We start from the raw sequence: 23,012 nt of genomic DNA on the forward strand, positions 1-23,012 counted from the left end.
CCCATTGGGTAAACAGGTTTTTATAGTCTGGCCATTTAGCATTGTCGCGCGCCTTCTGACGCACCCAGGCCAGGCATTCGGTCTGTTTTTCAGGAAGCATGGCAAGAATGCGGGGTTCTTTGGCAAGACCCTCTGCCTGTTCACGTAAAGGGCTAAATTCATCATCATTCAGCATGTCGATTAACTGGCCATACTGAGAAGGGGTGATTTCATCAATGGCACCAAACACCGCAAGGCAGTATGCGCGGGCCAGCACATCCAGCTCTTTCACTGGTTTCATTTTGTCTTCTGTCGAGTCAGCATTAAGTTGTTCATTTCCGCCAGCAAGCTCTGGCCCAACGATGATGCGCTCTGGTTCGCCTTTCTCAGCATTCCAGATAATGTCACCGGTGAAGAGGTCGGTATAGAACTGCCCTTCAACAGTGCAGAACATTCCTTCCTCTACTTCCCATACCTTGGGAGCAAAATAATCATCAGCATAATCTGGCGCGAACTGTATAAAATCCGCATGCAGTAATGTTTTTGCTATTGTTTTATTCTTGGCTTGTTTAAAAGCAACATAAACCGGAAGCGTACTATCTTTTTCAAGCGCGCTTTTTTTCGGTTCGAATCTTCCACCAAATTTTTTTAATCCAGTTGTCATAATAACCTCAATAATGTTTATGTGAATGGCGCATATTGCTTCTGCTTAAATTGCAGCGCCGTGGTTCATGGATTTGTTTGTAGGAGATAGCATGCTCAAGGCTACAGAAATAAGCAGTCACTACTCTCTTATGCATTCTTTTGGTTGATTTATACATGGAGTCATGAGAACTCCATTTTTTGCAATACGGACAGCACTCAAGTGTCACTTACCCTCCCTGCATGGCTGGTTATGACAGGGCCATCATCGATGGGTATAGTTAGCCCTGCCAGTTAAGACATAAATAAAAACTCTCTTAATTGTTTGAAGTTATCGAAGGGGGTAAATAAAAGTTCAGCGTAAAAACTCGCTAATATTAACCCTCTGGTCATTAACTATTTTGGTCATTACTTTGATGAAGCACATATCCAGCACCGCTTCATCTTTGTATTTCTGAACTCCAGTTATATCAGCCACTGCCTTTTTATATTCAGCTTCAGCTGTACGTTGGGCAATATCTTCGCTGGTAAATTTAACCATTGGCACGCACCATCCTGAGTAAAGATTCCGTGTGATCGAGAGCTGCCTTCTGCTGTTCGTACAGTGCTTCAAGTTCAGTTGTAAGGCGGTCGCGAAAAACAGGAGCACTTAACTGATAAATAAAATTATTTACTGAGCTTTCCACATCAGGATCCCCGTCCGGTATAACTGGCTGTGAATTTTTCATAAACCCTCCGGTAAAAAAAGGTGCCCATCGTGGGAGATGGGCAAAGACCACGCGGCACACACAGCAACTAATCACATCTGCAAGCGCACTCCGCCTGTTTCACACCTGTCACCCAAAACTGGTAAGTGAAGGAGTGCGCTTGCATGTTGTTCCCTGAAAAAGCTGGCGGTGACCGGATACATACGGGAAAACACCGGGCCGCCAGAACAGGGTTCTACTTCTTATTGCTTTGGCCTGCTTTTAACCACATCAGGCGCGGTGGTATGCTGGAGCTCTCACACAGCCAGCAAGGAAACCTAATGAACAAGTTTTATGTTCACGTTCGTCTATTTGAACCTACAGCAGAACAGACCAAAAAATTTGAAGAATTTATGCTTAACTTTCTGTACCAGAAAACAATCAAAGAGTCTGACGATAGCTGCTGCAGACTGATTCCAGAGGGATATATCCTTAAAAGCACAATGAACTGCCAACAAATCCTTGATCAAACATTTTCAATTGCTAACAGCGTCGGTGTTGACGCAAATATATTTGTCTGTAAATTTGAACAAAGCGCATGCTTACTTCCGTCTGCTTCCTTAGTTGGCAACGATTTCGTTCATCACGATCTTACGCCTAAGCCCATCAAGCTCGATTCTTAAAGCTTTAACCATTGTGTCGTGATAAACACGGCTCACCCTCTCTCCATTGCATGGCAGAGGGGTGATCGTGTCAGCCATGAAATTCATGAACTTGGTTCGATCAGGGGTTTGCGCCCCGCAATTATTTAATGCCTGTTTTGCTAACAAAATACGGGCCTCAGTGCCTGCATTTGGCTCGATCTGCTGCAAACGCTTAGCGTCTTCCAGCAATAATGCGATCACATGTTTCAAATCCTGTTCATTCATCTTTTCCATCTCCTTTGAAATCATCTGCTAGCGAATCATCCCGGTTTTCATACGCCCCTGGCGGCTACTTCGTGGGCATCCTGCCTGTTCGCTGTTAAACCCATTAACGCCGGGTTGGCGGAACATTTTGATTCTGAGTAATCACTGCGTGTGGTTACTTGATGGGATTTAGATTAGACATGTCTAACGAAATAGGCAAGATATTTTGTTAGATATAACTAACAAAATAGGCGGAATTAATTTAAATCACTGATAAATAAGTGTTTATTTTTTGGTTTGGCGTTGTCTGGCCTGTAGAAGCTCTTCGAACAATTTATTGAAGTTCTGCACTCTCGCTCGCATCTCCTGAAGTTGGGCTTCTTGCTCTGATTCAGGCAATGAATCAAAGAGATCTATCAACTCCCGATGCTTGTCAGTCAACTGAGTGGTGGTTGGTAATTCACTGGCAGGGACAGGATTTTGCTGTTCATCTCCAAACAACAGCCAGGTCGGTGTGCATGATAGCGCTTTTGCGAGCGAAAACAGACGCGTGCCGACAGGTTGCGTTTCATCACGTTCCCATTGCGAAATGGTCACGTGCGCAACACCAGCAAGTTTGGCTGCCTCACGCTGAGTCAGCTTGAGCTCCTTACGTCTGGCAAGGGCTCTTTGTCCAAGGCTGTTTAAATTTTTCATAGTTAGACAATTCTAAATTTTATTGACTTAGATATCCCGCGCAAGCTAGTGTTAGATATGCCTAACAAAAAGGAGGTCACATGCTCACATGTGAAGCACTTGCTTTCTTTGACACCAAAACAAAACTCGCGAAAGCCGCTGGTGTTGAACTTCAGTCTCTTTACAAATGGGGAGCTCTTGTCCCCGAAGGTCGGGCGCATCGCCTGGAAGAAGCCTCGGGTGGCGTACTTATCTACGACAAAGACGTTTATGACCGTTACCGCCAGGCTAAACGCCTTGGTAAACAGAATACCTGCACAACCAAGAAGGAATCTGATTGATGAAAATCAACGAGATTAAATTGCTGGCCCTCGAGCTTGAAGAGTGGGCGGTGAAGGATGGCAGGAAAGGGGGCTGGAAAAAGATAGTCCCGCTGATTACAACGCATCACTACGGTGATTTGCTGGACAGCCTGGCGGATATCGTCGACCCGTCAGAGTATGCGCGCCGCCTGCATAACAACACGCAGATCATCCAGCGGGCATTTCGAAATGACACGCCGAATTATCGTGGTCAGGCAGCTGCGCTGGCGCCAGCAATCAGAGCTGCGATGGATGCAGAGCTGGCTGGTCAGCATGACTTACATAACCTAGTGGCCATTGCGAACCGCGAGTGCATCGAGGCGACCAGTGCGGTGCTGACTGGTAAGCCAATGCAGGTAATCCGCAAAGAAACGGCAGAGGCAATACAGGCGCTGGCCGATCTCATTCCCGGCGTCAGCATCCAGTTCAACCATATTGGTCCGCGTGCGGCGTAACAGGAGGCTCTCATGCTTGCCCAGGAATTAGTAGACCGCATGAAAAATGCGATGAAGCACAAAGTACCGGCGGAGACAGTCGATCGCAGCGCTGAACTGATTCCGGGGATGAAATACCGCAACGAACGCGGACGCATGGTGACGGTAATGAGAGTTTCTCATCTTCGGGTTATGTACCGATACGAAGGTTATCAGGACATCTGCGAGACAGGCCGGAGAGAGTTTGATTTGAAATTTAGAAAGGTGCAGTCGTGAGCAGCAAATTACACGGTCTTGTTTGGGAAGGATGCGCTCCTGCTGGATTGGGAATTTCCCGCGTTGCGCTTATGGCCCGCCTGGCTGATTACAGCAATGCTGACGGCATATCGTGGCCAGCGATTGAGACGCTCAGGATTGAGATCGGCGCTAAAAGCGATACGACAATAAAAACTGCTTTAGCTGAGCTTGTTAAGGGCGGCTGGATTAAAAAAACAGAACGCAAGCTGGGCGGCAGAAATCTGACAAATGTTTATCAGATTGATATCGCAAAACTTGAAGAAGCGGCAGCAGCGGGGCGTAAAAAAATACGGGAAGAGAGAGCCCAAAAGAAAGGTTCCCGTTGCCTGCCAGCAGGGCAGGAAGATAAGGAGTCAATTTTTGACCCGTCAAATAATGGCCCCTTAAAAGAGGATAGTAAGGGGGCAGATTTTGACCCGTCAAAAATTGAGGGATCAAAAATTGGTGAAAACAGCGATTTAACCCCCCCAAAAATTGACCCCGATCCGTCATTAAAACCTGATCCGTCATTAAACCCCACACATAACACGCGAGGGGAAGAGGTCGAACCAGTTAATAACAACCCGGTTCCTGAATACCCTGGACAACCTGGTATGAATTTTCCCGCCGGAGAGTCATTTGGGAAGGTCCCGATGACCATTGACTGGAAACCGTCGGCTGACTTCCGCCAGCGCGTTGGATTCTGGGGCATAACGATCCCGGATGGACTGAACCTCAGAGCCGAACTGAACAGCTTCATTGCCTACTGGCAACCAGAGAACAAAGTTTTTTACCAGTCGCAGTGGGAGCAGAAATTTGCCCGCCACCTGCAACAGGCCAAACCCACTAAACCGCGAGGTAACTCACATGCAGGACTGGATCCAAACTCCACAGCAAACGCAGCTGTACAGCGAGCACGCGCAGCACGCGCTGCACAACTCCGCGCTCGAGGAGAAGGCGTGGAAGTTCTGGGTTCTCATGCTGGAAATTTACTCCAGTCGATGGGAAACCAAAAACGGATCGGCTCCGTCGGACCTATGGATTGCTCAGATTGGGAGTTTGACCAGCGACCGGATGACGAGCGTCTGTAACGCGATGGTTGCTCGCTGTGCAGCGGGTAATTCATGGCCACCTGACCTGGCTGAGTTCGTGACGCTGGTGGCTGACTGTGACGGTGGGAAGCTTGGACTGAAGGTTTCGGACGTTATGGCGGAATACAGGAACTGGCGCAACGAATCTTACCGTTACGCCAGCACTGAGGAATATTTCATTGCCCGCGAATGTAATCCGGTCCTGTACCAGATTTGCACTGAACTTCGCCGAACTGGGGTTGAGCGACAAATGACGCAACCCGAGCTGGAGAGACTGGCAGCGGACCAACTGGCGAAGTGGGAAAAACACCTGGAGGACGGCAAACAGATCCCTCCGGTAAGAAAACAGATTGCGGCGCCACTCCATCCGGCAGGACCGACACCCGCGCAGCAGCTGCTTGAAGAATACAAACGCCGTAAAGCGGCTGGCTTAATTTAACCAGGAGAATTTTATGGAAACCATTTTAGACGTACTGAAAGCGATGGAAAAAGCGACTGCCCGTGAAATTGCGGCGCGCATGAAAATTGAGCCTGCGGCGGTGATCGGGATGCTGCGTGAACACGAAGAACGTAACGAGGTTGTTCAGGCTAACGGGTACTGGAGAGTTGCTACCGGGGAAGTTAAATCACAGCCTGAAGTGATCAGTTCTGTCAGCAAAGCGCCGGCAAGTGTATCAGTCAGCGACGTCATCGCATTACTGGCGAAACATGGACCACAGACATCCCTTGAGCTGGCAACACTGGCAGGTATTGAGTCAAAACGTGTGGCGCCAATGCTGACCCACCACATGACAAAAGGGCGGATCATCCGCGAAAAAGTGGGCAGTAAGTTTGTTTATTCGGTGCCGGCCGCTGGGCCAGTGAAAAACAAAAGCTCTGCACAGCGGGAACCGGAGATATCAACTCCACCGGTACCAGAAAAATCTGTCACTGAAATTGTTGGGGAAATCCCCGCTTTCGTCAGCCGTCCTGACGATCTGCTGATCCCAACGGTACGCGGTATCTCAAGTGAGATTCGCCGCACGAAAGCGAAGCTGGCCAACCTGGAAAAACTTCGTGAAGCCGTTCGTAGCATTCGCAAGCACGGGGCGCTGATGCAGGAGTTGGCGCAATGAAACGGTCTGAATTACCACGCTGCCCGACCTGTGGAAACTCGCCGGAATACGCATTTAAAAAAGACCAGTTCGGCTGGCACCGCGGCGGACTGAAATGCCCCTACAACTGCCACCGCGTACAGCTGGATTTTCCGGCTGGTAGCCGGGAGCGGGCCGAAGAACGGCTGGCGCCGCAATGGATTGAACTTGTCGAAAAAGTTAGCCAGGAGGCCCAATGACAGCACTCAACAAACAGGTACTGCGTATGCGCAACTATCTCGATACGGCTCTTAAATCCGGGGTAAAGCTTTTGCACCTTTCGACTGATGAGCTTAAAGGCTTGCTGGATGAGCTGGAGAAAGAAAAAGGCTACGCCAGCGCATACGAAGGGGAAAAGTGGCATTACCACCAGTTAGCAGAATCTGAGGGCGAGCGTGCGAACCGGGCAGAGACCAAGTTGGAAGCCGCAGAGAAGCGCATAGCAGAACTGGAGGCAAAGTTAGCTAATCCCGTTTTGCTGCCAAAAACAAACGGCTATCCTCAACGCACTCATACTAACAACCCGCTTCGGCGGGTTTTTTCTTGCTCATTCCGCTTCAAGCTTCTTAATTAATAAGTTCTGAATATTCGGAAAAACTTAGTGTATACAACGGCATGGCTTTGGCGAAAAGTGCTATTAACCACTTGAATATGAGGTTCAATAGGTATACTGTATGAATGTACAGCGGCTCAAGGCGGAGGGAATCATGAAAGTTGAAATTACAATTGATCGCACTAAGGAGCTTCCGAAAGGAGCTGTGCCAGCGCTTGAAAAGGAACTTTTGCGTCGAATCAGCCAAGACTATTCAGCCTGTAAATTAACGATACGTCGAACCGGTTCTGATGGATTAAGTGTCATCGGAGGCGATAAGAGCGATAAAAAACGTATTGAAGAAATCCTGCAGGAAACGTGGGAAAGTGCGGATGAATGGTTTTTTAACTGATCACCCCTCGAAGGCAGCCTTGGCCGCCATTTGTTACGCCTGATTGCTAAATTTCTCGTTGCACGCCGCGCTGCTGCTAAGAAGCAATTTCCGTTGGCTTAACGGTGTGGATATCACCGCAAGGGGCATCTCATGCAAATTCCGGATGATTTAATTCCCGGACTGCCGGAGCATACTGGCCCGGTTCTGATTTATATCGTAAAGGGCAGGGTAGAAAGGGGATTCGCGCTGCGCAAAGATGAATTTGTTACGTCGTTGCGGGCACTGGATGAAGCAAGAAAGAAAGCTGGTCTTCCTGTTTCAGATGCCTGATATGTTGGGTTATACTCAAACACGGGTCTGAACAGCCCACTGAGTCACACTGCGCCAACCGGAAAATAGCGATGGCGTATAAAGCTGAAATATCCCAATCACACCGTTTCTCCGTGAGCGGTGTCTTTGTTCGTGCTGGTGGTTCAGCATGAGTAGATCAAAAAATAAATCTGAAAAACTCCACCTTTCCCGCGTAGCCGGGCTGGGCTGTATTGTCTGCAAAAACCTGAAACTGGGTGAAACCCCAGCAGAGATACATCACATCCGAACTGGTCAGGGAATTGGCCAGCGCGCTGACTATTTCAAAGTTATTCCTCTTTGCCCAATCCATCACCGCCAGGGCGGACACGGCGTAGCCATTCATGCTGGCCGCCAGTTATGGGAAGACAGTTACGGTACTGAAACAGAGTTGTTGGTGCAGGTTCTCTATGAACTGGGGGAATCGACTCATGCCTGAATATAAAATCACGACTGTCGGCAAGCCCAGAATGACGCGCGCTGACACATGGAAAAATCGCCCCGAGGTTCTGCGTTACCGTGCTTTCTGTGATGAGGTTCGTCTGAAGCGGGTTGAACTGCCGGAAAGCGGTTCGCATGTCACCTTCATTCTTCCGATGCCAGCGAGCTGGAGCAAAAAGAAACAGGCTGAGTTCAACGGTAAACCACACCAGGTAAAACCTGATTTTGACAACATGATAAAAGCCCTGATGGACGCCATTTACGAAAATGATGCTCATATATGGGATGTTCGGGCATCAAAAGCATGGGGCTAAACCAGACAGATTTTAATTTAATCAATTGAGAGGGGCGAATAATGAAACTGGAATCTTCGCTTAAACACTTCAGCCCACAGAGTATGCACATCTCAGATAGTGTGAGAGATACTTCTCCCGATCGGATTACCGGGACCGATGTTATGGTAGCCATCGGTACGACCAGCAGCCGCGCGCGGTTCGGTCTGGCGGCGTTCTTTGGTAAGGCGGGTATCAGTAAATCGGATGAACAACTGGCTGTACAGGCGCTGGCGCGCCATGCGATGAAGACAGCACCAAAGAACGTGCGCAAAGCAGCCGGTGGTGAGTTCGAATGGTGCATGCTGATGCTGGCGCAATTTGCCTTTGCTGAATACTCCCGTTCGGCTGCAGCCAGCGTGATGTGTCACAGTTGCAGCGGTAGCGGGAGAACATATCGCACAGAGACCACGCGCAAAGTATCTTACCCGTGGGGTAAAGCGCCGTATTGGGCCAGCCGTTCGCGAGCCGTTCGTCCGTCAGACTGGGAGCAGTGGACAGAGGTTACAGAGATTGTGCCCGCTGTTTGTGACGTTTGCGAAGGGAAGGGAGCTATAAGCGCCCGATGCCGCTGTGGTGGAAAGGGGGAGGTACTCGACCGTAAAGCGACTAAAGAGCGGGGCGCACCGGTTTTCAAAACGTGTGAACGTTGCTCTGGTAATGGATTCTCTGCTATCTCCTCTGCGACGGTACACCGAACCATTCTGAAACGCCTCCCGGATCTCCATCAGTCCTCATGGTCGCGTAACTGGAAACCATTCTATGAAATGCTTGTTGATGTATTGCACAAGGGAGAGCGTCACGCATCATCAGAATTTGAGAAAGTAACCAGTAATTAATACGATCGGAACAGATGCCGACAAGTTTTCGCATGATAGTGTTGACTTTGCATACTTCTGTCCTGTACGATTTGAATCGTGGGGTATAGCGCCTGCACGAAATTAATCATTGAAACCCTGCCTGGGCGGGGTTTTATTTTCTAAGAACTCGAAAATTGTAAGCATTCCCGTATTGCAAAGATTCATTTTAATGACGGGTATGAAGTTGATGAGAATAGTGTTCTGTGGGATATCAACATCCTGTGCAAATGGACACCAACAACCGGAAGCAATAAAAACGACTTTCAGGATATAAGTAAGAGTAGTTTTCTTGAATCATCCGGTTTTACGACACAAGAATTTACCTTTAATAACGCCATCAAAGAAACGACCTTTAGATTGTACTGCTAGAAAAGAATTATAGATGCTTTGTGGGACACCAACGTACTGGAAGGTTGAAGAGTTAACGAATCCTATCTCGAGGATTTTTTCTAATGGGTAGTAACCAACAAATTTTATTTTCGATGATATCATTTTCTGTCGTTGCATTTTTTCTCCTTTGAAAGTTCTGATTTCCTTTACCTAATAATACACATATATGAAATAAAAGTTGCATAGTTTTGTAAATATTTTTTTGGTTGGATTAAATAATTTCCTTTGTTACCACCAATTCCCTGGACTACGAAAACATAGAACAAAACCTCGTTACTGGATTTTTTCAGAGTGATTGAAAGTTCTTTATAGGTTCTTGATAAAAATGATGTATTCTGTTTCTGTTCATAAAGGGGACAATCACTCATATGTTATCGAGGTCAAAAAAATCACTGATTATGCTGTCACAGCATCCATTTCTAAGATGTTCTGAACAATTTAATAAAAAATAACTTGCTATTGTTTGTGGGTTGTGTGATTAATGAATGGTTGTTTTGGTACACAGACCCATTAAAGCGGTTTAGTAAAGCAGTTCTCATCTCAAGCGTTATCCACTGATAATCCTTCCTTTTGAGCCTTCTTATCGTTACTAATTAGATTGTGTGCGAAAACCTTTTCGCCGTAAGGCTACATAGAATTTAAGGAATGATCTGTGTCTAATAAAATGACTGGTTTAGTAAAATGGTTTAATGAGTCTAAAGGTTTTGGCTTTATTACTCCTGATAATGGTAGCAAAGATGTGTTTGTTCACTTCTCTGCCATTCAAAGTGGTGGTTTTAAAACACTGAATGAAGGCCAAAAAGTTGAGTTCAGTATTACTGCTGGTGCAAAAGGGCCTTCAGCCGAAAACGTTGTTGCTGCCTGATTTTTTCTGAACTTAAACTAATATGCGATAACGAAGACGGTTTAGACCTGAGTAGACATACTGACAGAAGTAATGGAAGTATTGTTGGATCAGTAGAGTTAAAATGTTACTGATCCGGCATTAAAGGTAACGGTAAGCTTATTTCATCTCAATCTCGAATGAGAAAGTATGCTGACCATTGTCGTTGAGTGTAGGTTCACTGCACGAAAAGTATAACGGTAGAGACTGACTGCTTGCTTTACACGATAAAGTACGCAAGGGGATGGTTTTCCCAGATATCACCATAATTGCTATTCATTGAATACGAAAATACTAAACCCGCAGCCAGCGGGTTTTTTATTATCTGTAGCTTGATCAATCTTAAAATACAGATGGTAGTGACTCTGTGCGAGAAACGGTATCTCAAACAGATTCAGGCTGCTTCTTTTTGATTTGTCTGGAATACTTTATTGCAATGAGGGCAGATTAAAAGGGAACCTTTTTGTACTCTTGAAAAACTGTGTTCAGATTGCTGGGTACAGTTTGGGCAGGTGCATTTGACTAGATAGTTACGGCGTGATTTAGAGTCTTTACGTTCTGACATAGGCTTTTCCTTGATGGATGGACTTCAACTTTACCTTAATTTGCCCAGGAAATCTTAATTTTGTGAAAATATGTGGGCTGATAAAAATATCGGTGACTGAATTGATATAGCCATTAGTAAGATAACGCGTATAGATTGATTGTGATGAGTCACTGAGAAGATAGTGTTGAGCGGTGAATAGCACTAGAAAAAGTCTCGTAAAGAACGTGAGTATGAGAATGCCTCTCTCTGAGAAAACTGACAGTGAACTAATGGGACGTCTCACTCTTGGCCGCTGTGTTTTCTTGCACAAACAGCATATGAGCTTTCCTTTACAGTATAATTTTTAGTTATTGGGGGCGATATGAAGGAAGGGTATTACTGGATTCACCATTTAGGTGTTGTACAGGTGGCCTATTAGACGAACGACACAGTAGATGACCTGGAGACGGGGAAAGTCGTTACAGGGGTATGGCATCTGACCAGAGGTGATGATACTTGCCATAACGGTGAGGCAGAGGTCCTAGAAGGGCCACTCACTCCACCAAACTAGACAATCGGACTTACTTTGAGGCTCCCGCATGGTGGCCTCTTTTATTTCAGGCTCACGGGAAGCATCCACTACGTGCTTTGTTAATAAATCCAGCCCGTGAAGCCTGACCTCCTTAATCGTAAAGCGCCATCCGAACTCTCGGAGGTGAGGCTATGACCAGAATGAGCACCATTTACAGCAGACTTTCATATGGAACAGGCACCACGCTGACCGGCTGCGGTGTATCAGCGAAGGCATATGCCGAAACAGCTAAAACAGCAAAAGAGGTGTCCTGGATGTTGGCCGACAGAATTGCAGGGTTAAGTCTGAGCGACTGGGCGATTATTGTCGGTATCGCATGCACGGTAATCACCTGTGCAGTGAACTGGTATTACAGGCAAAAGGAAAGGGAGGACCGACTTAATGGCAATGTCACCAAAGCTGAAGAATAAACTGAGCGCAGCGGTCGTTGGTTTGATTCTTGCCGGGGCTTCCGCGCCCGTTATTCTCGATCAGTTTCTGGATGAGAAAGAGGGTAACAGCCTGACGGCGTATCGCGACGGCGGCGGGCTCTGGACGATTTGTCGTGGCGCCACGATGGTTGATGGCAAGCCAGTAGTACAGGGCATGAAGCTGTCAGCTGAGAAATGCGCCCAGGTAAACGCCATTGAACGCGACAAGGCGCTGGCGTGGGTTGAGCGAAATATCAAAGTACCACTAACCGAACCACAGAAAGCGGGTATCGCTTCTTTCTGCCCGTATAACATCGGCCCCGGAAAATGTTTCCCATCTACGTTCTATAAGCGGATCAATGCGGGCGACCGTAAAGGCGCCTGTGAAGCCATTCGCTGGTGGATAAAAGACGGTGGCCGCGACTGTCGTCTGACAAAAGGCCAAAAAAATGGCTGTTATGGGCAGGTAGAAAGACGGGACCAGGAAAGCGCGTTGACGTGCTGGGGGATAGACCAGTGAACAGAAGCCTCGTTGTTGTTGGGATGACAGCTATCATCTTCATCGCGGTGCTCTGCGTGCTGCTGTCCCGCAGCGATGCCGCTTTGGCCACATCCGAAAGTGACAATCGGGTACTGCGCAGCGACAACACACTACAGGCGACGGTAATAACCACACAGGCTTTCAACTTCAACCGGTTTAACCAGGTAGCCGAGAACGCCAATCGCCTTAACTCACTGATAGATGCCAGCACCGAGAAAACAGTGATCGAATACCGGGAGATTCTCCGACGTGAAAAAACCTGTGATATGCCTGTTCCTGCTGATGTCGCTGGTGGGCTGCTCAACTACGCGAACCGTTTACGTGCCAGCGCAATGTACTCCGATTCCGGGGACGCTGACGCAACCAGTGATAGTCCCGTTGCCTCCAGCGCGCTGACGTACTGCCAGGCCGTACTCTGGATTAAACCTCTTCTTGCAGCAATAGAGAAGGCAAACAACCAACTTACAGGGATTAGAGAAATTGAAGAGATAAAAAGGCAGAGGAAGGTTGGAAGCGATGCGGGTAATTAGAAAACATAAAAATAATCTCGCTCTATAGGATTATGTAAATTAATTGTAAGTATGTTTTTTTAATTTCTCATTAATTAATGACATGGATGTATTTGCGCGAAATAATAACCGCCTCGTTAATTTTTATGGTTTTTTTAAACTATACTATAACCACAGCGACTTGCTGGAGAATAAATTGGAGTTTTCCATGAAATTTTACTCAATTAACATATCTCCTGATCAATCTAAGAACAAGGATAGAAAAAATGATGATGAGGAAAAGAATAAAACTAAAAAAACACAAAAGTAAACATAATGCTTTGTTGTTTTCTTAGTAATTTAAAGGTGGTTTTATGACAGACCGTCCTGATATAGTTGATCCGATGCCTGAAGATTTACCCTTCCCTGGAGAAGATAAACCTATTTATCCAGATGACGGAGAACCCTCAGAGCCAGATAATCCCGAAATTGAAAGGGATTCTCCTAAATGATACGCATCATAATAAACCGTCGTAATCTAGGCGGTTTTTTTATGTGTTGAGAATTCGATTAGAACTTCGTATAAATGAAATTTAAAAAATAAGTAATATTGTTTATTTTTGCTACTTAAGTGTTCTACGGTTTAAATGGCTCGGTGTGAGCCATTTATTATTTAACGCCGCCCAATCAAAAAACCAATTATAAACGCGGTGGTCGCAGCTACGGCGACGCACGTTATTGGATTGGACTCTATCTGACTCTTGATGTTATCTGTACTTGTTCGCACTGCATCCCCTGCTCTGGATGCGTATTTTTTTGCTGTATCATTAAATTTATGGTCAGGTGACTCCAGAGCCTCACCATAACTTTCCTCCAGCTCACCATGAATAATATGGTTTTTATCTTTTTTTATACCAAACATAAACTAAATCTCCAATAATTAGTGATCTACAAAGTATAGCAGTTAAAATAAATGCACATGGAAAACGCTGATAATGATTTGATATATATTAAAATGTTCTATTAATTTTATTTGATATATTTTCAGACGCTATAGGAGATATGCTAAGTGATATCTAACCTATAATCAAAGTGAATCGATTCCTTAAATTACCGGCTAAATAGCTATGACTATTTTTTTGCGTAGTACTGTAACAGGAAAAATCGTGACACAGGATGAATGGTTACATTCGTTAAATGAGTGGGAAGATGAAGGTGGTTCATATTCTCATGCTGATGAATTTATTGAGGTTGTAAAGGACAGGAAAGGTGACTGGGTTGTGAAGAATCACGATGATTATTCCAGCGCCTAATGAAGTGCTGTTACAATTACGGTGAAAAAAGAAAAAATCTTCATTGCTAATCTTCGGGCTAACTCAGGGTATGACTGGTATTGCTGTAGGCATGCATGACTATGATAAATCGATATAATCTCAAATATACGAGAATAGTTGGTTAATAAATGAACTGGTTATGATATGGTGAACCACACTCATTTAAAGGTTAACCATCATGTCATATTTTGATAACGCAATGCGTCGCGTTGGCCTTGTAGCCAGCATGACTGTTATGTGTCCGATATGTGGGCATAATTCCACACAGTCGACCACGAAAGTACGACAGCAACAGGCGTTGCTTTGTCCTAAATGTAAATCGCTATTTGTCATTCACAACAAGTAGTTCGCAAGAGAAATAAACTCAAGCCTCGCAATTGCGGGGCTTTTTTATGCATATTGCACGCGTACATCAAAGAGATGTATTTCAGTTGGTGGGACAGGGAAAACAGTTTACTCCTAGAGGTGCTGCCGTGCGACGAACTCACTCGTGAAAGGAATTGAAAATTAACGACACTCACCTGAGGCTGATTGCCCGGAAGGGCAGATGTCTGAATTTGCAGGTGTTATACCCCAATAGCATCCTGCTGCGCCTGCACATCCAGACAGTAGAAGAGCTGAAATTAAAACGAAATATTTCACGATACTGTTCCTTATAAATGAATAAATGCCGTTTTAAACCCTATCTATAACTATCTGATTACGTTTATATCATCAGAGGGTGCTGGATGGAAACTAAGAGTGAAAAAGGTACTCCCGAACAGACTGCCAGTCACTGGGCTAGGGGCAATGGCACAGAGTTTGGTGCAGTTTGTTCATGTAATTTGATAATCATTATCATTTTCGGATCCTTTCCGGCAATCCGGGCTGTTACGGGGCGGCGACCGCGCAGATTCTCTCTATTTATGAATGTTCTCCGCTAGTCGTCGTTTCTGTTTTTCTCTCCGCGTACTACAAAAAGTTTATCCAAAAGACAGGACAATACTGATGCCACCACGCGCTAAACGCCCATGCCGACACAAAGGATGTGCGGCAATCACCAACGAGGCCAGTGGGTATTGTGAACAACACCGACAGCAGCATGCCGGCGATGGCTGGCGTAACCATCAGGCAGGTAAGAGCAGACAGGAACGAGGGTACGGTCGGCCCTGGGAAATCATACGGGCGCGTATCCTCCAGCGTGATCAATACCTGTGTAAGAACCATCGCCGGCAGAAGATAGCGAAGAAAGCGACCAGTGTTGACCACATCATTCCAAAAGCTCATGGCGGCACTGATGACGATTCCAATCTTGAGTCGTTGTGCTGGGAATGCCACAGAGCGAAGACAGCCAGAGAGCGTATCCGATGAGTTATACCCATTGCACATACTGTGGTTCACGGCTCAACACAAGAGCTAACTGCCCAAAAACATGGGGTGGTTCATCGCGCCGCGCCAACCTGCGCTGCGGCTATTGTGGGCTGTCAGGGCATAACTCTAATGCCTGTCCACACAATGCAAGCAGCGGTCGTCGTCGCAGCCTGAATGATGACTTCCATCTTGATTGATGCCAGCATAGGCCAGGGGTTAGGGGGGGTAAAATCCCTGACCCCTTTCGCGCTTCAGGACTGCATCCTGAAGGCCATTTTTGCACGTCATAAATAAGGATCTTTTTTCCGGTAGGTTTCACCTATTAAAAGAGGAGTTATGGCTGGTGGAATTCGATCGTCTGGAGGGGGTAGAAAACCCATCTTACCCGCCGGGCAAAAAAGTAAATTAACCCGAATTGCACCTCCTGCAGAGTTAATGGGGGAGGCTGCTATAAGAATGTGGAAGACCCAGAGCAAAATCCTGATCGAAAGAGGCGTATTTGAACTTGAAGATGCCCCCTTACTTTTAGCCTACTGCAATGCCTTCCATCTCATGCTTGAAGCTGAAAAATTACTGGCTTCAGGGCTGACAACTGAAAGTGAAATGGGAGGATTAAAAAAACATCCTGCAGTTAACGTCCGAAATGATTCAGTTTCCCAGATTGCCCGTCTGGGCTCACTTCTGGGATTAGATCCGCTCAGCCGTATCAGAATGACCAGTGGCAGAAATGCTCCTGACGATGACGGGAATGAATTTGATGAGTTTGACTGATGGCTACATATCCGAACGTCAATGCAGCGAACCAGTATGCAAGAGATGTTGTTGGCGGGAAGATCGTTGCTTGTCAGTTAACTGTGCTTGCCTGCCAACGACACCTTGATGATTTGGAACGTGCGAAGGATCCTGCCTGGCCTTACCGGTTTGATAAAAACAAGGCCGAGCGATTTTTGCGCTTTGCTCAGAAGATGCCTCATACGGCTGGTGAATGGGCCAGGAAGAAACTACGCATAGAATTTGAGCCCTGGCAAAAGTTTGCTCTTGGTGTGCCATTTGGTTGGGTTAATAGGAAGTCCGGATTCCGCCGTTTTTCTGAAATATATATTGAGGTTCCCAGGAAAAATGGGAAGTCCGCAATTGCAGCTGCCGTTGGTAATTATATGTTTTGCGCTGATGGGGAACATGGTGCAGAAGTGTACTGTGGCGCGACTACAGAAAAACAGGCCTGGAAAGTCTTCTCTCCCGCTCTGCAAATGGTAAAAAAACTTCCTGCATTGCGACAAAAATACTCAGTCAAACCCTGGGCGAAGAAAATGACCCGTCCGGATGGCGCTGTTTTTGCGCCAGTCATCGGCGATCCTGGTGACGGCGATTCCCCTTCATGTGCAATTATTGATGAATATCACGAGCATCAAACAGATGCTCTTTATACGACAATGACAACAGGAATGGGGGCAAGGGAACAACCTATCACTCTGATCATTACAACTGCGGGTTATGACATTACTTCTCCGTGTTATGAGAAACGTGCGCAGGTGGTGGAAATTCTGCGCCGGAATCGGGTGGGGGAAGAAAATGAAACGATTTTCGGTATTATTTACGGTCTTGATGATGATGACGACTGGACAAAACCTGAAGCATTAATCAAAGCAAATCCAAACATTGGTATTTCCGTAAAAGAACACTTCCTGCGCGCAAAACAATTGCTTGGAATATCTAACCCCAGCCAGACGAACAAAATTCTTACCAAGCATTTTAACCGGTGGGTAAGTGCCAAGACGGTTTTCTATGATCTGCAAAAATGGATGGCTGCAGCGGACAATAGTCTCAAGTTGTCTGATTTCGCCGATGAAGATTGCTGGTTGGGGATAGACCTTGCGTCTAAGGTTGACCTGAATGCGGTCGTACCAGTTTTCAGACGGGAAGTGGATGGTATTACGCATTTCTACTGTGTCAGTCCGATGTTCTGGGTGCCTGAAGATACGGTTTACTCACCAGATCCCACATTGAAAACCACTTCTGACCGCTATCAGTCATTTGTTAAACAAGAGGTTCTGATACCGACAGAAGGTGCGGAAGTGGACTATCGGCTTATTTTTGAGTCAATCCTTCAATTACGTCAGCGTGTAAAAATCGTTCAGTGTCCTATTGATCCTTACGGTGCAACATCATTACGACACATGCTTGAAGAGGAGGGGCTGGAGCCAGTTGAGATCAGGCAAAACTTCACCAACATGAGTGATCCAATGCGTGAAATCGAGGCCGCGCTGGCATCAGGACGTTTTCATCATGACGGTAACCCTATCATGAACTGGTGCATCCAGAATGTCATCGGGCGTTATTTGCCTGGAAGCGATGATATTGTCCGCCCCGGCAAGGAGGGTAAGCAAAATAAAATTGATGGTGCTGTAGGATTACTTATGGGGATCGGACGGGCCATGCTGAACAGTACAGTAAGTAAATCGGCTTATGATGAGGAAGATATTACATGTTAATCACAGTCCTGAGTTTTATTATCGGCCTCGTTGGTGTCGGCTTATTGTCGACCGGCGCCTGGCTTATTTCACCCTCCGTCGGATTTATTACCGGCGGCTTAATTTGCCTGCTGTGGTCGTTTTTAATTGCGAGATCCATATCTACAGGATTTCACAAACCAGGGGGTGAGTAATGTTTATCCCCCAGATGTTTCGGGGTAAATCGCGATCAGGTGGTGGATTCTGGGAAACCATGCTGGGAGGTGTGAGTTCGAGTCAGAGTAAGGCTGGGATAATCATAACTCCTGAAACTGCGATGGCATTATCAGCTGTACGGGCATGTGTAACTCTTCTGGCTGAATCCGTAGCGCAACTGCCGTGTGAGCTTTACAGACGAGGTGCTAACGGAGCCCGTAAGCGAGCTTCTGACCACCCCGTTTATGATCTTGTACATTCCCAGCCTAATAAAAAGGACACTTCATTTGAATACTTTGAACAGCAGCAGGGCCTGCTTGGTCTGGAGGGGAATTGCTACTCGATCATCGACAGGGACGGGAAAGGTTATCCCCGCGAATTAATCCCGGTTAATCCCCAAAAGGTCATTGTCCTGAAAGGCCCGGATGGGATGCCATATTATGAACTACCCGAAATTGGCGAAACGTTGCCAATGCGCATGATGCATCATGTGAAAGTATTTTCGCTCGATGGCTATATCGGCAGTTCTCCAATCCAGACAAATGCTGATGTACTTGGGTTAAACCTGGCTGTGGAAGAACATGCTGCTCAGGTTTTTCGTCGAGGTACGACGATGAGTGGTGTTATTGAGCGTCCAAAAGAAGCCGCGACAATAAAAAACCAGGATGCAATAGACAGACTGCTGGCAAAATGGACGGATCGTTATTCTGGTGTCAGGAATGCTTTCTCTGTTGCACTCCTCCAGGAGGGGATGAGTTATAAACAGTTATCTCAGGATAACGAGAAAGCTCAATTATTGCAGTCCCGACAATGGGGAGTGGAAGAAGTGTGCCGGCTCTATAAAATCCCGCCTCATATGGTGCAGATGCTGGAGAAAGCCACGAATAACAACATTGAGCACCAGGGGCTGCAGTTTGTGATGTATACGCTGTTGGCCTGGCTGAAGCGTCATGAAGGCGCATTAATGCGCGATCTGCTTTTACCCAGCGAGCGCAGTGATCTGTACATTGAATTCAATGTATCCGGCCTGCTGCGCGGTGATCAGAAGTCACGTTATGAATCTTATGCACTAGGCCGCCAGTGGGGCTGGTTATCGGTTAACGACATTCGCCGCATGGAGAACCTTCCACCCATCGCCGGAGGGGACAAATACCTGACGCCTCTGAATATGGTCGACAGTAAACAAATCTTACCTAGCGATAACGCGCCAACAGCAAATCAACTGGCAGAAATCAACTCTATTCTGTCCAGAAACTGAATATCACCCGCAGTGCGGGCTGACCTGGTAAACATCATGACAAAAAATTTAATTAATCTGCCGCACCTGGCGGCTATGGTCTTTGGTGTTCCACATTACGTGACACGACAGACAATGGATTCTGTAAAAGCTGTGCTGGTTCCCCGTATTCAGGGATTATCAGAAGAGGCTGGAATTCACATGACGCAGGATCCTGATAACAATCAGGCGCCAGATTTGGTTCAACCAGCTGGTGGAATGGCAGTTATTCCTGTTCACGGCATTCTGGTTCCGCGTCGTGGGCAAATTACTGCAATGTGTTCTGAACTTACCAGCTATGAGCGCATACGTAGCCAGGTGCATGCTGCATTAAATGACCCTTCCATCAGTGAAATTGTGCTGGATATAAATTCTGGTGGTGGTGCGGCGGTTGGATGCAAGGAACTGGCCGATTATATTTTCCAGTCACGTCAAACTAAGCCTATTACTGCAATTGTGAACTACAGCGCCTATTCTGCGGCTTACTTTATCGCTTCGGCCTGCAGCAAAATTGTAGTCAGTCAGACCAGTGGAGTCGGCTCGATTGGAGTGATCATGGAACACCTGGATACTTCCAAGATGGAAGAGCAAATGGGGTTAACATTCACCACGATTTTTCGGGGAGATAATAAAAATAACGGTACACAACATGAGCCACTGAGTGAAGACGCTCGGGGAATGTTCCAGAGGATGATTGACGATATGTACGAGACGTTTATTACCTCTGTAGCGGAATACCGGAATCTTGCCCCTCAGACGGTGATTAACACGCAGGCCGGAATCTATTTCGGCGCTGATTCCATTTCTGCTGGTCTTGCCGATGAAGTTTCGGATCCTCAGTCTGCGATTAATGCCATTGCAGCAAAGTACAAACAACCTCAACAAACCACTTCCATAAAGTTGCAGGCCGCCGCGATGGACCTGCAAACCAGAATGTGACCCGGCGCTAATGCGTCATTACCAGAAAGCAGCCTGTTGGCTGCTTTTTTTATGCCAAAAAGAGAGAAAACTATGCCACAGATTGAAGAATTACGTCGTCAGCGTGCGGGTATTAATGAACAGGTACAGGCCCTGGCCACGATTGAAACTACCGGTGGAACGCTGACAGCGGAGCAGTTAACCGAATTTGCCAGCCTGCAGCAGCAGTTTACAGATATCAGTGCCAAAATGGAGCGTCTGGAAGCAGCTGAACGTGCTGCAGCGCTTGTTGCCAAACCGGTTAAAGGTACACAACAGGCTCCGGGTATCAGCGTTAAAGCAGAGCCAAAGCAATATACCGGCGCAGGAATGACCCGTCTGGTGATGTCGATTGCGGCAGCACAGGGTAACGTCCAGGATGCTGCTAAATTTGCAGCTGAAGAACTGAATGACCAGTCTGTCTCGATGGCCATCAACACTGCCGCCGCGTCAGGTGGCGTTCTTATTCCGCAAAACCTGCACAGCGAGGTGATCGAACTGCTGCGCGATCGCACCATAGTCCGTAAGCTGGGCGCGCGCTCCATTCCGCTGCCGAACGGCAATATGGCGCTGCCGCGTCTGGCCGGTGGTGCGACGGCGAGCTACACCGGGGAAGGCAAGGATGCGAAAACATCAGAAGCGCGCTTCGATGATGTGAAACTCACTGCGAAAACCATGATTGCAATGGTGCCTATCTCCAACCAGCTGATTGGTCGTGCTGGCTACAACGTGGAGCAGCTGGTCCTGCAGGATATTCTGACCGCGATTTCTGTTCGTGAAGATAAAGCCTTTATGCGTGATGACGGTACTGGTGATACGCCTGTCGGTATGAAAGCGCGGGCAACTGAGTGGAACCGCCTGCTGCCGTGGGAAGCTGCTGCAGAGGTTAATCTGCAGACGATTGATACCTATCTCGACGCCATCATTCTGATGGCGATGGACGGCAACAGCAACATGATCAGCTGCGGCTGGGGTATGTCGAACCGGACTTACATGAAACTGTTCGGGCTGCGCGACGGTAACGGTAACAAAGTCTACCCGGAAATGGCCCAGGGGATGTTGAAGGGATTTCAGATTCAGCGTACCAGCGCTATCCCGGCAAACCTCGGTGACGCAGGCAAAGAGTCGGAAATTTACTTCGCTGACTTTAATGATGTGGTTATCGGTGAAGACGGCAACATGAAGGTGTCGTTCTCGCAGGAAGCCTCCTATCAGGACGGGGACGGCAATCTGGTTTCCGCGTTCTCCCGTAACCAGTCGTTGATTCGCGTGGTGACGGAGCACGATATCGGCTTCCGTCATCCGGAAGGTCTTGTTCTCGGGACAAAAGTTCTGTTTTAACCGGTCCTGCACTCTGTGCGACCACGGTCGCACAGAATAAAAGCACGTAATCCCCCAGGCCCGCAGTAGCGGGTTTTTTCTTTTCAGGAGCAAAACGATGACAACGAAATCAGCAAAAGCAGCGGCAGCGGCGGCTGCAGCCGGTGATGTGAAAAAGCCGGATGAACTGACGCCGGAAAATTCAGTGGACGGGGATGACGGTCAGAATACTGCAGCGGGTTCAGATAATGCCGGTGTTGATCTGACCGGAAGTGAAGCAAACGGGACTACGGGCCTGACGGGAGCAGAAGTGGCGCGGAAAGCGGTTTTTTTCCTGGGACCCTATCATCGTTATTCACGCGGTGATACGGCCTGTTTTGATGCTGAGTACGCAGAAAAACTGGTTGAACGCCATATTGCGGTATGGCCAGAAGATGCGGAAAAGGCGCTGAGTCCCCGCAAGGGAGCCGATGACCATGATACTGACATTGGATGATGTGAAAACCCAGCTCCGTCTGGAGCCGGATTTCACAGAGCATGACGGCATGCTCACTAATATGGTGGCGGCTGCGCAAAAGAGTATTGAACGTGACTACTACTGCAAACTGGTGGGAAGCGATGACGAACTGCAGGCGCTGCCGGAAGGTGTACGCGGTTTTGTGGCGGATGAAGATATCCAGTTGGCCATGCAGTACCTGGTCGGGGATGCGTATCTGAATGGTTTCACTGGTCAGTGGCTGGAGACGGCTGCGGTCCGGCATCTTCTTTTCCCGTTGCAGGAGAACACCGTATGAGCCTGAAGCCGGAAGAGATGACCTGCCGTCTTTCGATTGGGTATATGCAATCCGGCCGGGGGCCGCTGGGTGAACATCTGCCGGAACAACTGGTCGCGACCGGGAAAGCCTGGGCGAAGCGCGAGCTGGTATCGGGCAGAAAGGTCCGCACACTGGATCAACAGCAGGTTGTTGAAACGTGTCTTTTTACCACTCATCCGAACCTGAATATTGATATCGACTGGAAAATAACGACGTCTGACCGGGTTTATACCGTTCGTAACGTCGAACGTCTTGCGGACCGCATCATCATCACAGGGGAGGCAGACGCACGTCATGATCGAGCTGGCATTAAAGGCAGCACTTGAACGCCTGACCGGGCTGGATGTTTATCCTCTGCTTCTGCCCGATGA

Annotated in this window: 39 protein-coding genes and 1 pseudogene; 32 read left to right on the forward strand and 8 right to left on the reverse strand. The window is 47.4% G+C overall.

Translation table 11 applies throughout. From position 1 onward, the window contains the following. The 3 genes from OGV77_RS17485 to OGV77_RS17495 form a co-directional block, all read right to left on the reverse strand. Positions 1–643 (reverse strand): phage-associated endonuclease (locus OGV77_RS17485; RefSeq protein ID WP_502873700.1); only part of this gene is annotated, 643 nt, incomplete at its 3' end. Positions 644–976: 333 nt separating this feature from the next. Then, on the reverse strand, positions 977–1,162 hold the full coding sequence (locus OGV77_RS17490; RefSeq protein ID WP_044711810.1) for a hypothetical protein: 186 nt from the start codon (positions 1,160–1,162) through the stop codon (positions 977–979). Continuing rightward, positions 1,155–1,349 carry a hypothetical protein gene (locus OGV77_RS17495; protein ID WP_286502919.1) on the reverse strand — a complete coding sequence of 65 codons (195 nt, stop codon included), beginning with the start codon at positions 1,347–1,349 and terminating at the stop codon, positions 1,155–1,157. The genes OGV77_RS17490 and OGV77_RS17495 overlap by 8 nt, the downstream gene beginning before the upstream one ends. A 299-nt stretch (positions 1,350–1,648) precedes the next feature. Between OGV77_RS17495 and ymfI the strand changes: the two genes are divergently transcribed. Next, the gene (ymfI, locus tag OGV77_RS17500; protein ID WP_087052788.1) at positions 1,649–1,990 is read left to right on the forward strand and encodes a YmfI family phage protein; all 342 of its coding nucleotides are present in this window, start codon (positions 1,649–1,651) and stop codon (positions 1,988–1,990) included. Here ymfI and OGV77_RS17505 read toward each other — a convergent pair. Then, complete coding sequence (locus OGV77_RS17505; RefSeq protein WP_286502920.1) at positions 1,928–2,236, reverse strand: hypothetical protein; 309 nt, start codon at positions 2,234–2,236, stop codon at positions 1,928–1,930. The two genes, ymfI and OGV77_RS17505, sit on opposite strands and share 63 nt — an antisense overlap. A 264-nt stretch (positions 2,237–2,500) precedes the next feature. Further along, the gene (locus tag OGV77_RS17510) at positions 2,501–2,911 is read right to left on the reverse strand and encodes a helix-turn-helix domain-containing protein (protein WP_286502921.1); all 411 of its coding nucleotides are present in this window, start codon (positions 2,909–2,911) and stop codon (positions 2,501–2,503) included. A gap of 80 nt (positions 2,912–2,991) precedes the next feature. On the opposite strand from OGV77_RS17510, the gene OGV77_RS17515 reads away from it, so the two are divergent. From OGV77_RS17515 to OGV77_RS17575, 13 genes are all read left to right on the forward strand, one after another. Continuing rightward, positions 2,992–3,231, forward strand: a complete 240-nt coding sequence (locus OGV77_RS17515) for a Cro/CI family transcriptional regulator (RefSeq protein WP_286502922.1) — start codon at positions 2,992–2,994, stop codon at positions 3,229–3,231. Continuing rightward, positions 3,231–3,707: a toxin YdaT family protein gene (locus OGV77_RS17520; protein WP_080625019.1), complete on the forward strand. Its 477-nt coding sequence runs from the start codon at positions 3,231–3,233 to the stop codon at positions 3,705–3,707. Before OGV77_RS17515 ends, OGV77_RS17520 begins: the two co-directional genes overlap by 1 nt. 12 nt (positions 3,708–3,719) lie before the next feature. After that, the gene (locus OGV77_RS17525; protein ID WP_095715890.1) at positions 3,720–3,962 is read left to right on the forward strand and encodes a DUF4222 domain-containing protein; all 243 of its coding nucleotides are present in this window, start codon (positions 3,720–3,722) and stop codon (positions 3,960–3,962) included. Beyond that, the gene (locus OGV77_RS17530; RefSeq protein WP_286502923.1) at positions 3,959–5,053 is read left to right on the forward strand and encodes a DnaT-like ssDNA-binding domain-containing protein; all 1,095 of its coding nucleotides are present in this window, start codon (positions 3,959–3,961) and stop codon (positions 5,051–5,053) included. The genes OGV77_RS17525 and OGV77_RS17530 overlap by 4 nt, the downstream gene beginning before the upstream one ends. After that, positions 5,037–5,492, forward strand: coding sequence for a replication protein P (locus OGV77_RS17535; RefSeq protein ID WP_095715888.1), 456 nt, complete (start codon positions 5,037–5,039; stop codon positions 5,490–5,492). The genes OGV77_RS17530 and OGV77_RS17535 overlap by 17 nt, the downstream gene beginning before the upstream one ends. A gap of 13 nt (positions 5,493–5,505) precedes the next feature. Then, positions 5,506–6,168: a DUF1627 domain-containing protein gene (locus tag OGV77_RS17540; RefSeq protein ID WP_095715887.1), complete on the forward strand. Its 663-nt coding sequence runs from the start codon at positions 5,506–5,508 to the stop codon at positions 6,166–6,168. Next, entirely contained in the window at positions 6,165–6,386 is a 222-nt protein-coding gene (locus tag OGV77_RS17545; protein WP_286502924.1) for a hypothetical protein, read from the forward strand. Before OGV77_RS17540 ends, OGV77_RS17545 begins: the two co-directional genes overlap by 4 nt. After that, positions 6,383–6,760: a GNAT family protein gene (locus tag OGV77_RS17550; protein WP_286502925.1), complete on the forward strand. Its 378-nt coding sequence runs from the start codon at positions 6,383–6,385 to the stop codon at positions 6,758–6,760. Before OGV77_RS17545 ends, OGV77_RS17550 begins: the two co-directional genes overlap by 4 nt. 133 nt (positions 6,761–6,893) lie before the next feature. After that, positions 6,894–7,130 (forward strand): DinI-like family protein, encoded by a 237-nt coding sequence (locus OGV77_RS17555; protein WP_080625028.1) that lies wholly within the window; start codon positions 6,894–6,896, stop codon positions 7,128–7,130. 132 nt (positions 7,131–7,262) lie between these two features. Further along, positions 7,263–7,442 carry a hypothetical protein gene (locus OGV77_RS17560; protein ID WP_080625029.1) on the forward strand — a complete coding sequence of 60 codons (180 nt, stop codon included), beginning with the start codon at positions 7,263–7,265 and terminating at the stop codon, positions 7,440–7,442. Between the two features lie 148 nt (positions 7,443–7,590). Next, on the forward strand, positions 7,591–7,899 hold the full coding sequence (locus tag OGV77_RS17565; protein ID WP_286502926.1) for a Ref family recombination enhancement nuclease: 309 nt from the start codon (positions 7,591–7,593) through the stop codon (positions 7,897–7,899). Then, positions 7,892–8,215, forward strand: a complete 324-nt coding sequence (locus OGV77_RS17570) for a RusA family crossover junction endodeoxyribonuclease (RefSeq protein ID WP_286502927.1) — start codon at positions 7,892–7,894, stop codon at positions 8,213–8,215. Before OGV77_RS17565 ends, OGV77_RS17570 begins: the two co-directional genes overlap by 8 nt. Before the next feature lie 41 nt (positions 8,216–8,256). Beyond that, a complete protein-coding gene (locus OGV77_RS17575; RefSeq protein ID WP_286502928.1) occupies positions 8,257–9,072 on the forward strand; it encodes an antitermination protein in 816 nt (271 codons plus the stop codon). A gap of 315 nt (positions 9,073–9,387) precedes the next feature. On the opposite strand, the gene OGV77_RS17580 is transcribed toward OGV77_RS17575, so the two are convergent. Beyond that, positions 9,388–9,600: a KTSC domain-containing protein gene (locus tag OGV77_RS17580; protein ID WP_286502929.1), complete on the reverse strand. Its 213-nt coding sequence runs from the start codon at positions 9,598–9,600 to the stop codon at positions 9,388–9,390. Positions 9,601–10,135: 535 nt separating this feature from the next. Between OGV77_RS17580 and cspE the strand changes: the two genes are divergently transcribed. After that, complete coding sequence (gene cspE, locus OGV77_RS17585) at positions 10,136–10,348, forward strand: transcription antiterminator/RNA stability regulator CspE (protein WP_005127641.1); 213 nt, start codon at positions 10,136–10,138, stop codon at positions 10,346–10,348. 412 nt (positions 10,349–10,760) lie between these two features. Here cspE and OGV77_RS17590 read toward each other — a convergent pair whose 3' ends face one another. Beyond that, a complete protein-coding gene (locus OGV77_RS17590; protein ID WP_162835200.1) occupies positions 10,761–10,931 on the reverse strand; it encodes a YnfU family zinc-binding protein in 171 nt (56 codons plus the stop codon). 343 nt (positions 10,932–11,274) lie between these two features. Between OGV77_RS17590 and OGV77_RS17595 the strand changes: the two are divergent. From OGV77_RS17595 to OGV77_RS17615, 5 genes and pseudogenes are all read left to right on the forward strand, one after another. Beyond that, positions 11,275–11,463 (forward strand): annotated as a pseudogene (locus tag OGV77_RS17595) (hypothetical protein). 152 nt (positions 11,464–11,615) lie between these two features. Next, entirely contained in the window at positions 11,616–11,894 is a 279-nt protein-coding gene (locus tag OGV77_RS17600) for a phage holin (protein ID WP_016150496.1), read from the forward strand. Beyond that, positions 11,866–12,414 (forward strand): lysozyme, encoded by a 549-nt coding sequence (locus OGV77_RS17605; RefSeq protein WP_200094265.1) that lies wholly within the window; start codon positions 11,866–11,868, stop codon positions 12,412–12,414. Before OGV77_RS17600 ends, OGV77_RS17605 begins: the two co-directional genes overlap by 29 nt. A gap of 23 nt (positions 12,415–12,437) precedes the next feature. Next, entirely contained in the window at positions 12,438–12,965 is a 528-nt protein-coding gene (locus tag OGV77_RS17610) for a hypothetical protein (RefSeq protein WP_286502936.1), read from the forward strand. A 332-nt stretch (positions 12,966–13,297) separates the two neighbouring features. Next, the gene (locus OGV77_RS17615) at positions 13,298–13,435 is read left to right on the forward strand and encodes a hypothetical protein (RefSeq protein WP_286502930.1); all 138 of its coding nucleotides are present in this window, start codon (positions 13,298–13,300) and stop codon (positions 13,433–13,435) included. 161 nt (positions 13,436–13,596) lie between these two features. Here the strand turns inward: OGV77_RS17615 and OGV77_RS17620 are convergent, their stop codons facing one another. Further along, complete coding sequence (locus tag OGV77_RS17620; RefSeq protein ID WP_286502931.1) at positions 13,597–13,845, reverse strand: CsbD family protein; 249 nt, start codon at positions 13,843–13,845, stop codon at positions 13,597–13,599. 244 nt (positions 13,846–14,089) lie between these two features. On the opposite strand from OGV77_RS17620, the gene OGV77_RS17625 reads away from it, so the two are divergent. The 12 genes from OGV77_RS17625 to OGV77_RS17680 all read left to right on the forward strand — a co-directional run bounded on the left by OGV77_RS17625 (position 14,090) and on the right by OGV77_RS17680 (position 22,967). Next, positions 14,090–14,236, forward strand: coding sequence for a hypothetical protein (locus tag OGV77_RS17625; RefSeq protein ID WP_286502932.1), 147 nt, complete (start codon positions 14,090–14,092; stop codon positions 14,234–14,236). Positions 14,237–14,435: 199 nt separating this feature from the next. Further along, on the forward strand, positions 14,436–14,603 hold the full coding sequence (locus OGV77_RS17630; protein ID WP_219816768.1) for a YnfU family zinc-binding protein: 168 nt from the start codon (positions 14,436–14,438) through the stop codon (positions 14,601–14,603). Positions 14,604–15,244: 641 nt separating this feature from the next. Continuing rightward, positions 15,245–15,607 carry an HNH endonuclease gene (locus OGV77_RS17635; RefSeq protein ID WP_286502933.1) on the forward strand — a complete coding sequence of 121 codons (363 nt, stop codon included), beginning with the start codon at positions 15,245–15,247 and terminating at the stop codon, positions 15,605–15,607. 336 nt (positions 15,608–15,943) lie between these two features. Beyond that, positions 15,944–16,378, forward strand: coding sequence for a phage terminase small subunit P27 family (locus tag OGV77_RS17640; protein ID WP_042309017.1), 435 nt, complete (start codon positions 15,944–15,946; stop codon positions 16,376–16,378). Beyond that, positions 16,378–18,099, forward strand: coding sequence for a terminase large subunit (locus OGV77_RS17645; RefSeq protein WP_286502934.1), 1,722 nt, complete (start codon positions 16,378–16,380; stop codon positions 18,097–18,099). The genes OGV77_RS17640 and OGV77_RS17645 overlap by 1 nt, the downstream gene beginning before the upstream one ends. Next, complete coding sequence (locus OGV77_RS17650) at positions 18,093–18,272, forward strand: hypothetical protein (protein WP_080625269.1); 180 nt, start codon at positions 18,093–18,095, stop codon at positions 18,270–18,272. The genes OGV77_RS17645 and OGV77_RS17650 overlap by 7 nt, the downstream gene beginning before the upstream one ends. Then, entirely contained in the window at positions 18,272–19,531 is a 1,260-nt protein-coding gene (locus OGV77_RS17655) for a phage portal protein (protein ID WP_286502935.1), read from the forward strand. The genes OGV77_RS17650 and OGV77_RS17655 overlap by 1 nt, the downstream gene beginning before the upstream one ends. A gap of 36 nt (positions 19,532–19,567) precedes the next feature. Continuing rightward, positions 19,568–20,488, forward strand: a complete 921-nt coding sequence (locus OGV77_RS17660) for a S49 family peptidase (protein ID WP_286502914.1) — start codon at positions 19,568–19,570, stop codon at positions 20,486–20,488. Positions 20,489–20,560: 72 nt separating this feature from the next. After that, positions 20,561–21,847 carry a phage major capsid protein gene (locus tag OGV77_RS17665; protein WP_286502915.1) on the forward strand — a complete coding sequence of 429 codons (1,287 nt, stop codon included), beginning with the start codon at positions 20,561–20,563 and terminating at the stop codon, positions 21,845–21,847. A 97-nt stretch (positions 21,848–21,944) separates the two neighbouring features. Then, the gene (locus OGV77_RS17670) at positions 21,945–22,322 is read left to right on the forward strand and encodes a hypothetical protein (RefSeq protein WP_286502916.1); all 378 of its coding nucleotides are present in this window, start codon (positions 21,945–21,947) and stop codon (positions 22,320–22,322) included. Then, complete coding sequence (locus OGV77_RS17675) at positions 22,303–22,620, forward strand: head-tail connector protein (protein ID WP_087052790.1); 318 nt, start codon at positions 22,303–22,305, stop codon at positions 22,618–22,620. The genes OGV77_RS17670 and OGV77_RS17675 overlap by 20 nt, the downstream gene beginning before the upstream one ends. Then, a complete protein-coding gene (locus OGV77_RS17680; protein WP_087857745.1) occupies positions 22,617–22,967 on the forward strand; it encodes a phage head closure protein in 351 nt (116 codons plus the stop codon). Before OGV77_RS17675 ends, OGV77_RS17680 begins: the two co-directional genes overlap by 4 nt. The last annotated feature ends 45 nt before the right edge of the window (positions 22,968–23,012 follow it).

This window comes from Citrobacter sp. Ce129 (genome assembly GCF_030334545.1).
Classification (GTDB): domain Bacteria; phylum Pseudomonadota; class Gammaproteobacteria; order Enterobacterales; family Enterobacteriaceae; genus Citrobacter; species Citrobacter europaeus.

Excerpts from the sequence above, each read along its gene's own strand:
- OGV77_RS17490 (WP_044711810.1), bottom strand. The coding sequence starts at position 1,162 with ATGGTTAAATTTACCAGCGAAGATATTGCCCAACGTACAGCTGAAGCT.
- OGV77_RS17495 (WP_286502919.1), bottom strand. The coding sequence starts at position 1,349 with ATGAAAAATTCACAGCCAGTTATACCGGACGGGGATCCTGATGTGGAA.
- ymfI (WP_087052788.1), top strand. The coding sequence starts at position 1,649 with ATGAACAAGTTTTATGTTCACGTTCGTCTATTTGAACCTACAGCAGAA.
- OGV77_RS17505 (WP_286502920.1), bottom strand. The coding sequence starts at position 2,236 with ATGAATGAACAGGATTTGAAACATGTGATCGCATTATTGCTGGAAGAC.
- OGV77_RS17510 (WP_286502921.1), bottom strand. The coding sequence starts at position 2,911 with ATGAAAAATTTAAACAGCCTTGGACAAAGAGCCCTTGCCAGACGTAAG.
- OGV77_RS17515 (WP_286502922.1), top strand. The coding sequence starts at position 2,992 with ATGCTCACATGTGAAGCACTTGCTTTCTTTGACACCAAAACAAAACTC.
- OGV77_RS17520 (WP_080625019.1), top strand. The coding sequence starts at position 3,231 with ATGAAAATCAACGAGATTAAATTGCTGGCCCTCGAGCTTGAAGAGTGG.
- OGV77_RS17525 (WP_095715890.1), top strand. The coding sequence starts at position 3,720 with ATGCTTGCCCAGGAATTAGTAGACCGCATGAAAAATGCGATGAAGCAC.
- OGV77_RS17535 (WP_095715888.1), top strand. The coding sequence starts at position 5,037 with ATGACGAGCGTCTGTAACGCGATGGTTGCTCGCTGTGCAGCGGGTAAT.
- OGV77_RS17540 (WP_095715887.1), top strand. The coding sequence starts at position 5,506 with ATGGAAACCATTTTAGACGTACTGAAAGCGATGGAAAAAGCGACTGCC.
- OGV77_RS17545 (WP_286502924.1), top strand. The coding sequence starts at position 6,165 with ATGAAACGGTCTGAATTACCACGCTGCCCGACCTGTGGAAACTCGCCG.
- OGV77_RS17550 (WP_286502925.1), top strand. The coding sequence starts at position 6,383 with ATGACAGCACTCAACAAACAGGTACTGCGTATGCGCAACTATCTCGAT.
- OGV77_RS17555 (WP_080625028.1), top strand. The coding sequence starts at position 6,894 with ATGAAAGTTGAAATTACAATTGATCGCACTAAGGAGCTTCCGAAAGGA.
- OGV77_RS17560 (WP_080625029.1), top strand. The coding sequence starts at position 7,263 with ATGCAAATTCCGGATGATTTAATTCCCGGACTGCCGGAGCATACTGGC.
- OGV77_RS17565 (WP_286502926.1), top strand. The coding sequence starts at position 7,591 with ATGAGTAGATCAAAAAATAAATCTGAAAAACTCCACCTTTCCCGCGTA.
- OGV77_RS17570 (WP_286502927.1), top strand. The coding sequence starts at position 7,892 with ATGCCTGAATATAAAATCACGACTGTCGGCAAGCCCAGAATGACGCGC.
- OGV77_RS17575 (WP_286502928.1), top strand. The coding sequence starts at position 8,257 with ATGAAACTGGAATCTTCGCTTAAACACTTCAGCCCACAGAGTATGCAC.
- OGV77_RS17580 (WP_286502929.1), bottom strand. The coding sequence starts at position 9,600 with ATGCAACGACAGAAAATGATATCATCGAAAATAAAATTTGTTGGTTAC.
- OGV77_RS17590 (WP_162835200.1), bottom strand. The coding sequence starts at position 10,931 with ATGTCAGAACGTAAAGACTCTAAATCACGCCGTAACTATCTAGTCAAA.
- OGV77_RS17600 (WP_016150496.1), top strand. The coding sequence starts at position 11,616 with ATGACCAGAATGAGCACCATTTACAGCAGACTTTCATATGGAACAGGC.
- OGV77_RS17605 (WP_200094265.1), top strand. The coding sequence starts at position 11,866 with ATGGCAATGTCACCAAAGCTGAAGAATAAACTGAGCGCAGCGGTCGTT.
- OGV77_RS17610 (WP_286502936.1), top strand. The coding sequence starts at position 12,438 with ATGACAGCTATCATCTTCATCGCGGTGCTCTGCGTGCTGCTGTCCCGC.
- OGV77_RS17615 (WP_286502930.1), top strand. The coding sequence starts at position 13,298 with ATGACAGACCGTCCTGATATAGTTGATCCGATGCCTGAAGATTTACCC.
- OGV77_RS17620 (WP_286502931.1), bottom strand. The coding sequence starts at position 13,845 with ATGTTTGGTATAAAAAAAGATAAAAACCATATTATTCATGGTGAGCTG.
- OGV77_RS17630 (WP_219816768.1), top strand. The coding sequence starts at position 14,436 with ATGTCATATTTTGATAACGCAATGCGTCGCGTTGGCCTTGTAGCCAGC.
- OGV77_RS17635 (WP_286502933.1), top strand. The coding sequence starts at position 15,245 with ATGCCACCACGCGCTAAACGCCCATGCCGACACAAAGGATGTGCGGCA.
- OGV77_RS17640 (WP_042309017.1), top strand. The coding sequence starts at position 15,944 with ATGGCTGGTGGAATTCGATCGTCTGGAGGGGGTAGAAAACCCATCTTA.
- OGV77_RS17645 (WP_286502934.1), top strand. The coding sequence starts at position 16,378 with ATGGCTACATATCCGAACGTCAATGCAGCGAACCAGTATGCAAGAGAT.
- OGV77_RS17650 (WP_080625269.1), top strand. The coding sequence starts at position 18,093 with ATGTTAATCACAGTCCTGAGTTTTATTATCGGCCTCGTTGGTGTCGGC.
- OGV77_RS17655 (WP_286502935.1), top strand. The coding sequence starts at position 18,272 with ATGTTTATCCCCCAGATGTTTCGGGGTAAATCGCGATCAGGTGGTGGA.
- OGV77_RS17660 (WP_286502914.1), top strand. The coding sequence starts at position 19,568 with ATGACAAAAAATTTAATTAATCTGCCGCACCTGGCGGCTATGGTCTTT.
- OGV77_RS17665 (WP_286502915.1), top strand. The coding sequence starts at position 20,561 with ATGCCACAGATTGAAGAATTACGTCGTCAGCGTGCGGGTATTAATGAA.
- OGV77_RS17670 (WP_286502916.1), top strand. The coding sequence starts at position 21,945 with ATGACAACGAAATCAGCAAAAGCAGCGGCAGCGGCGGCTGCAGCCGGT.
- OGV77_RS17675 (WP_087052790.1), top strand. The coding sequence starts at position 22,303 with ATGATACTGACATTGGATGATGTGAAAACCCAGCTCCGTCTGGAGCCG.
- OGV77_RS17680 (WP_087857745.1), top strand. The coding sequence starts at position 22,617 with ATGAGCCTGAAGCCGGAAGAGATGACCTGCCGTCTTTCGATTGGGTAT.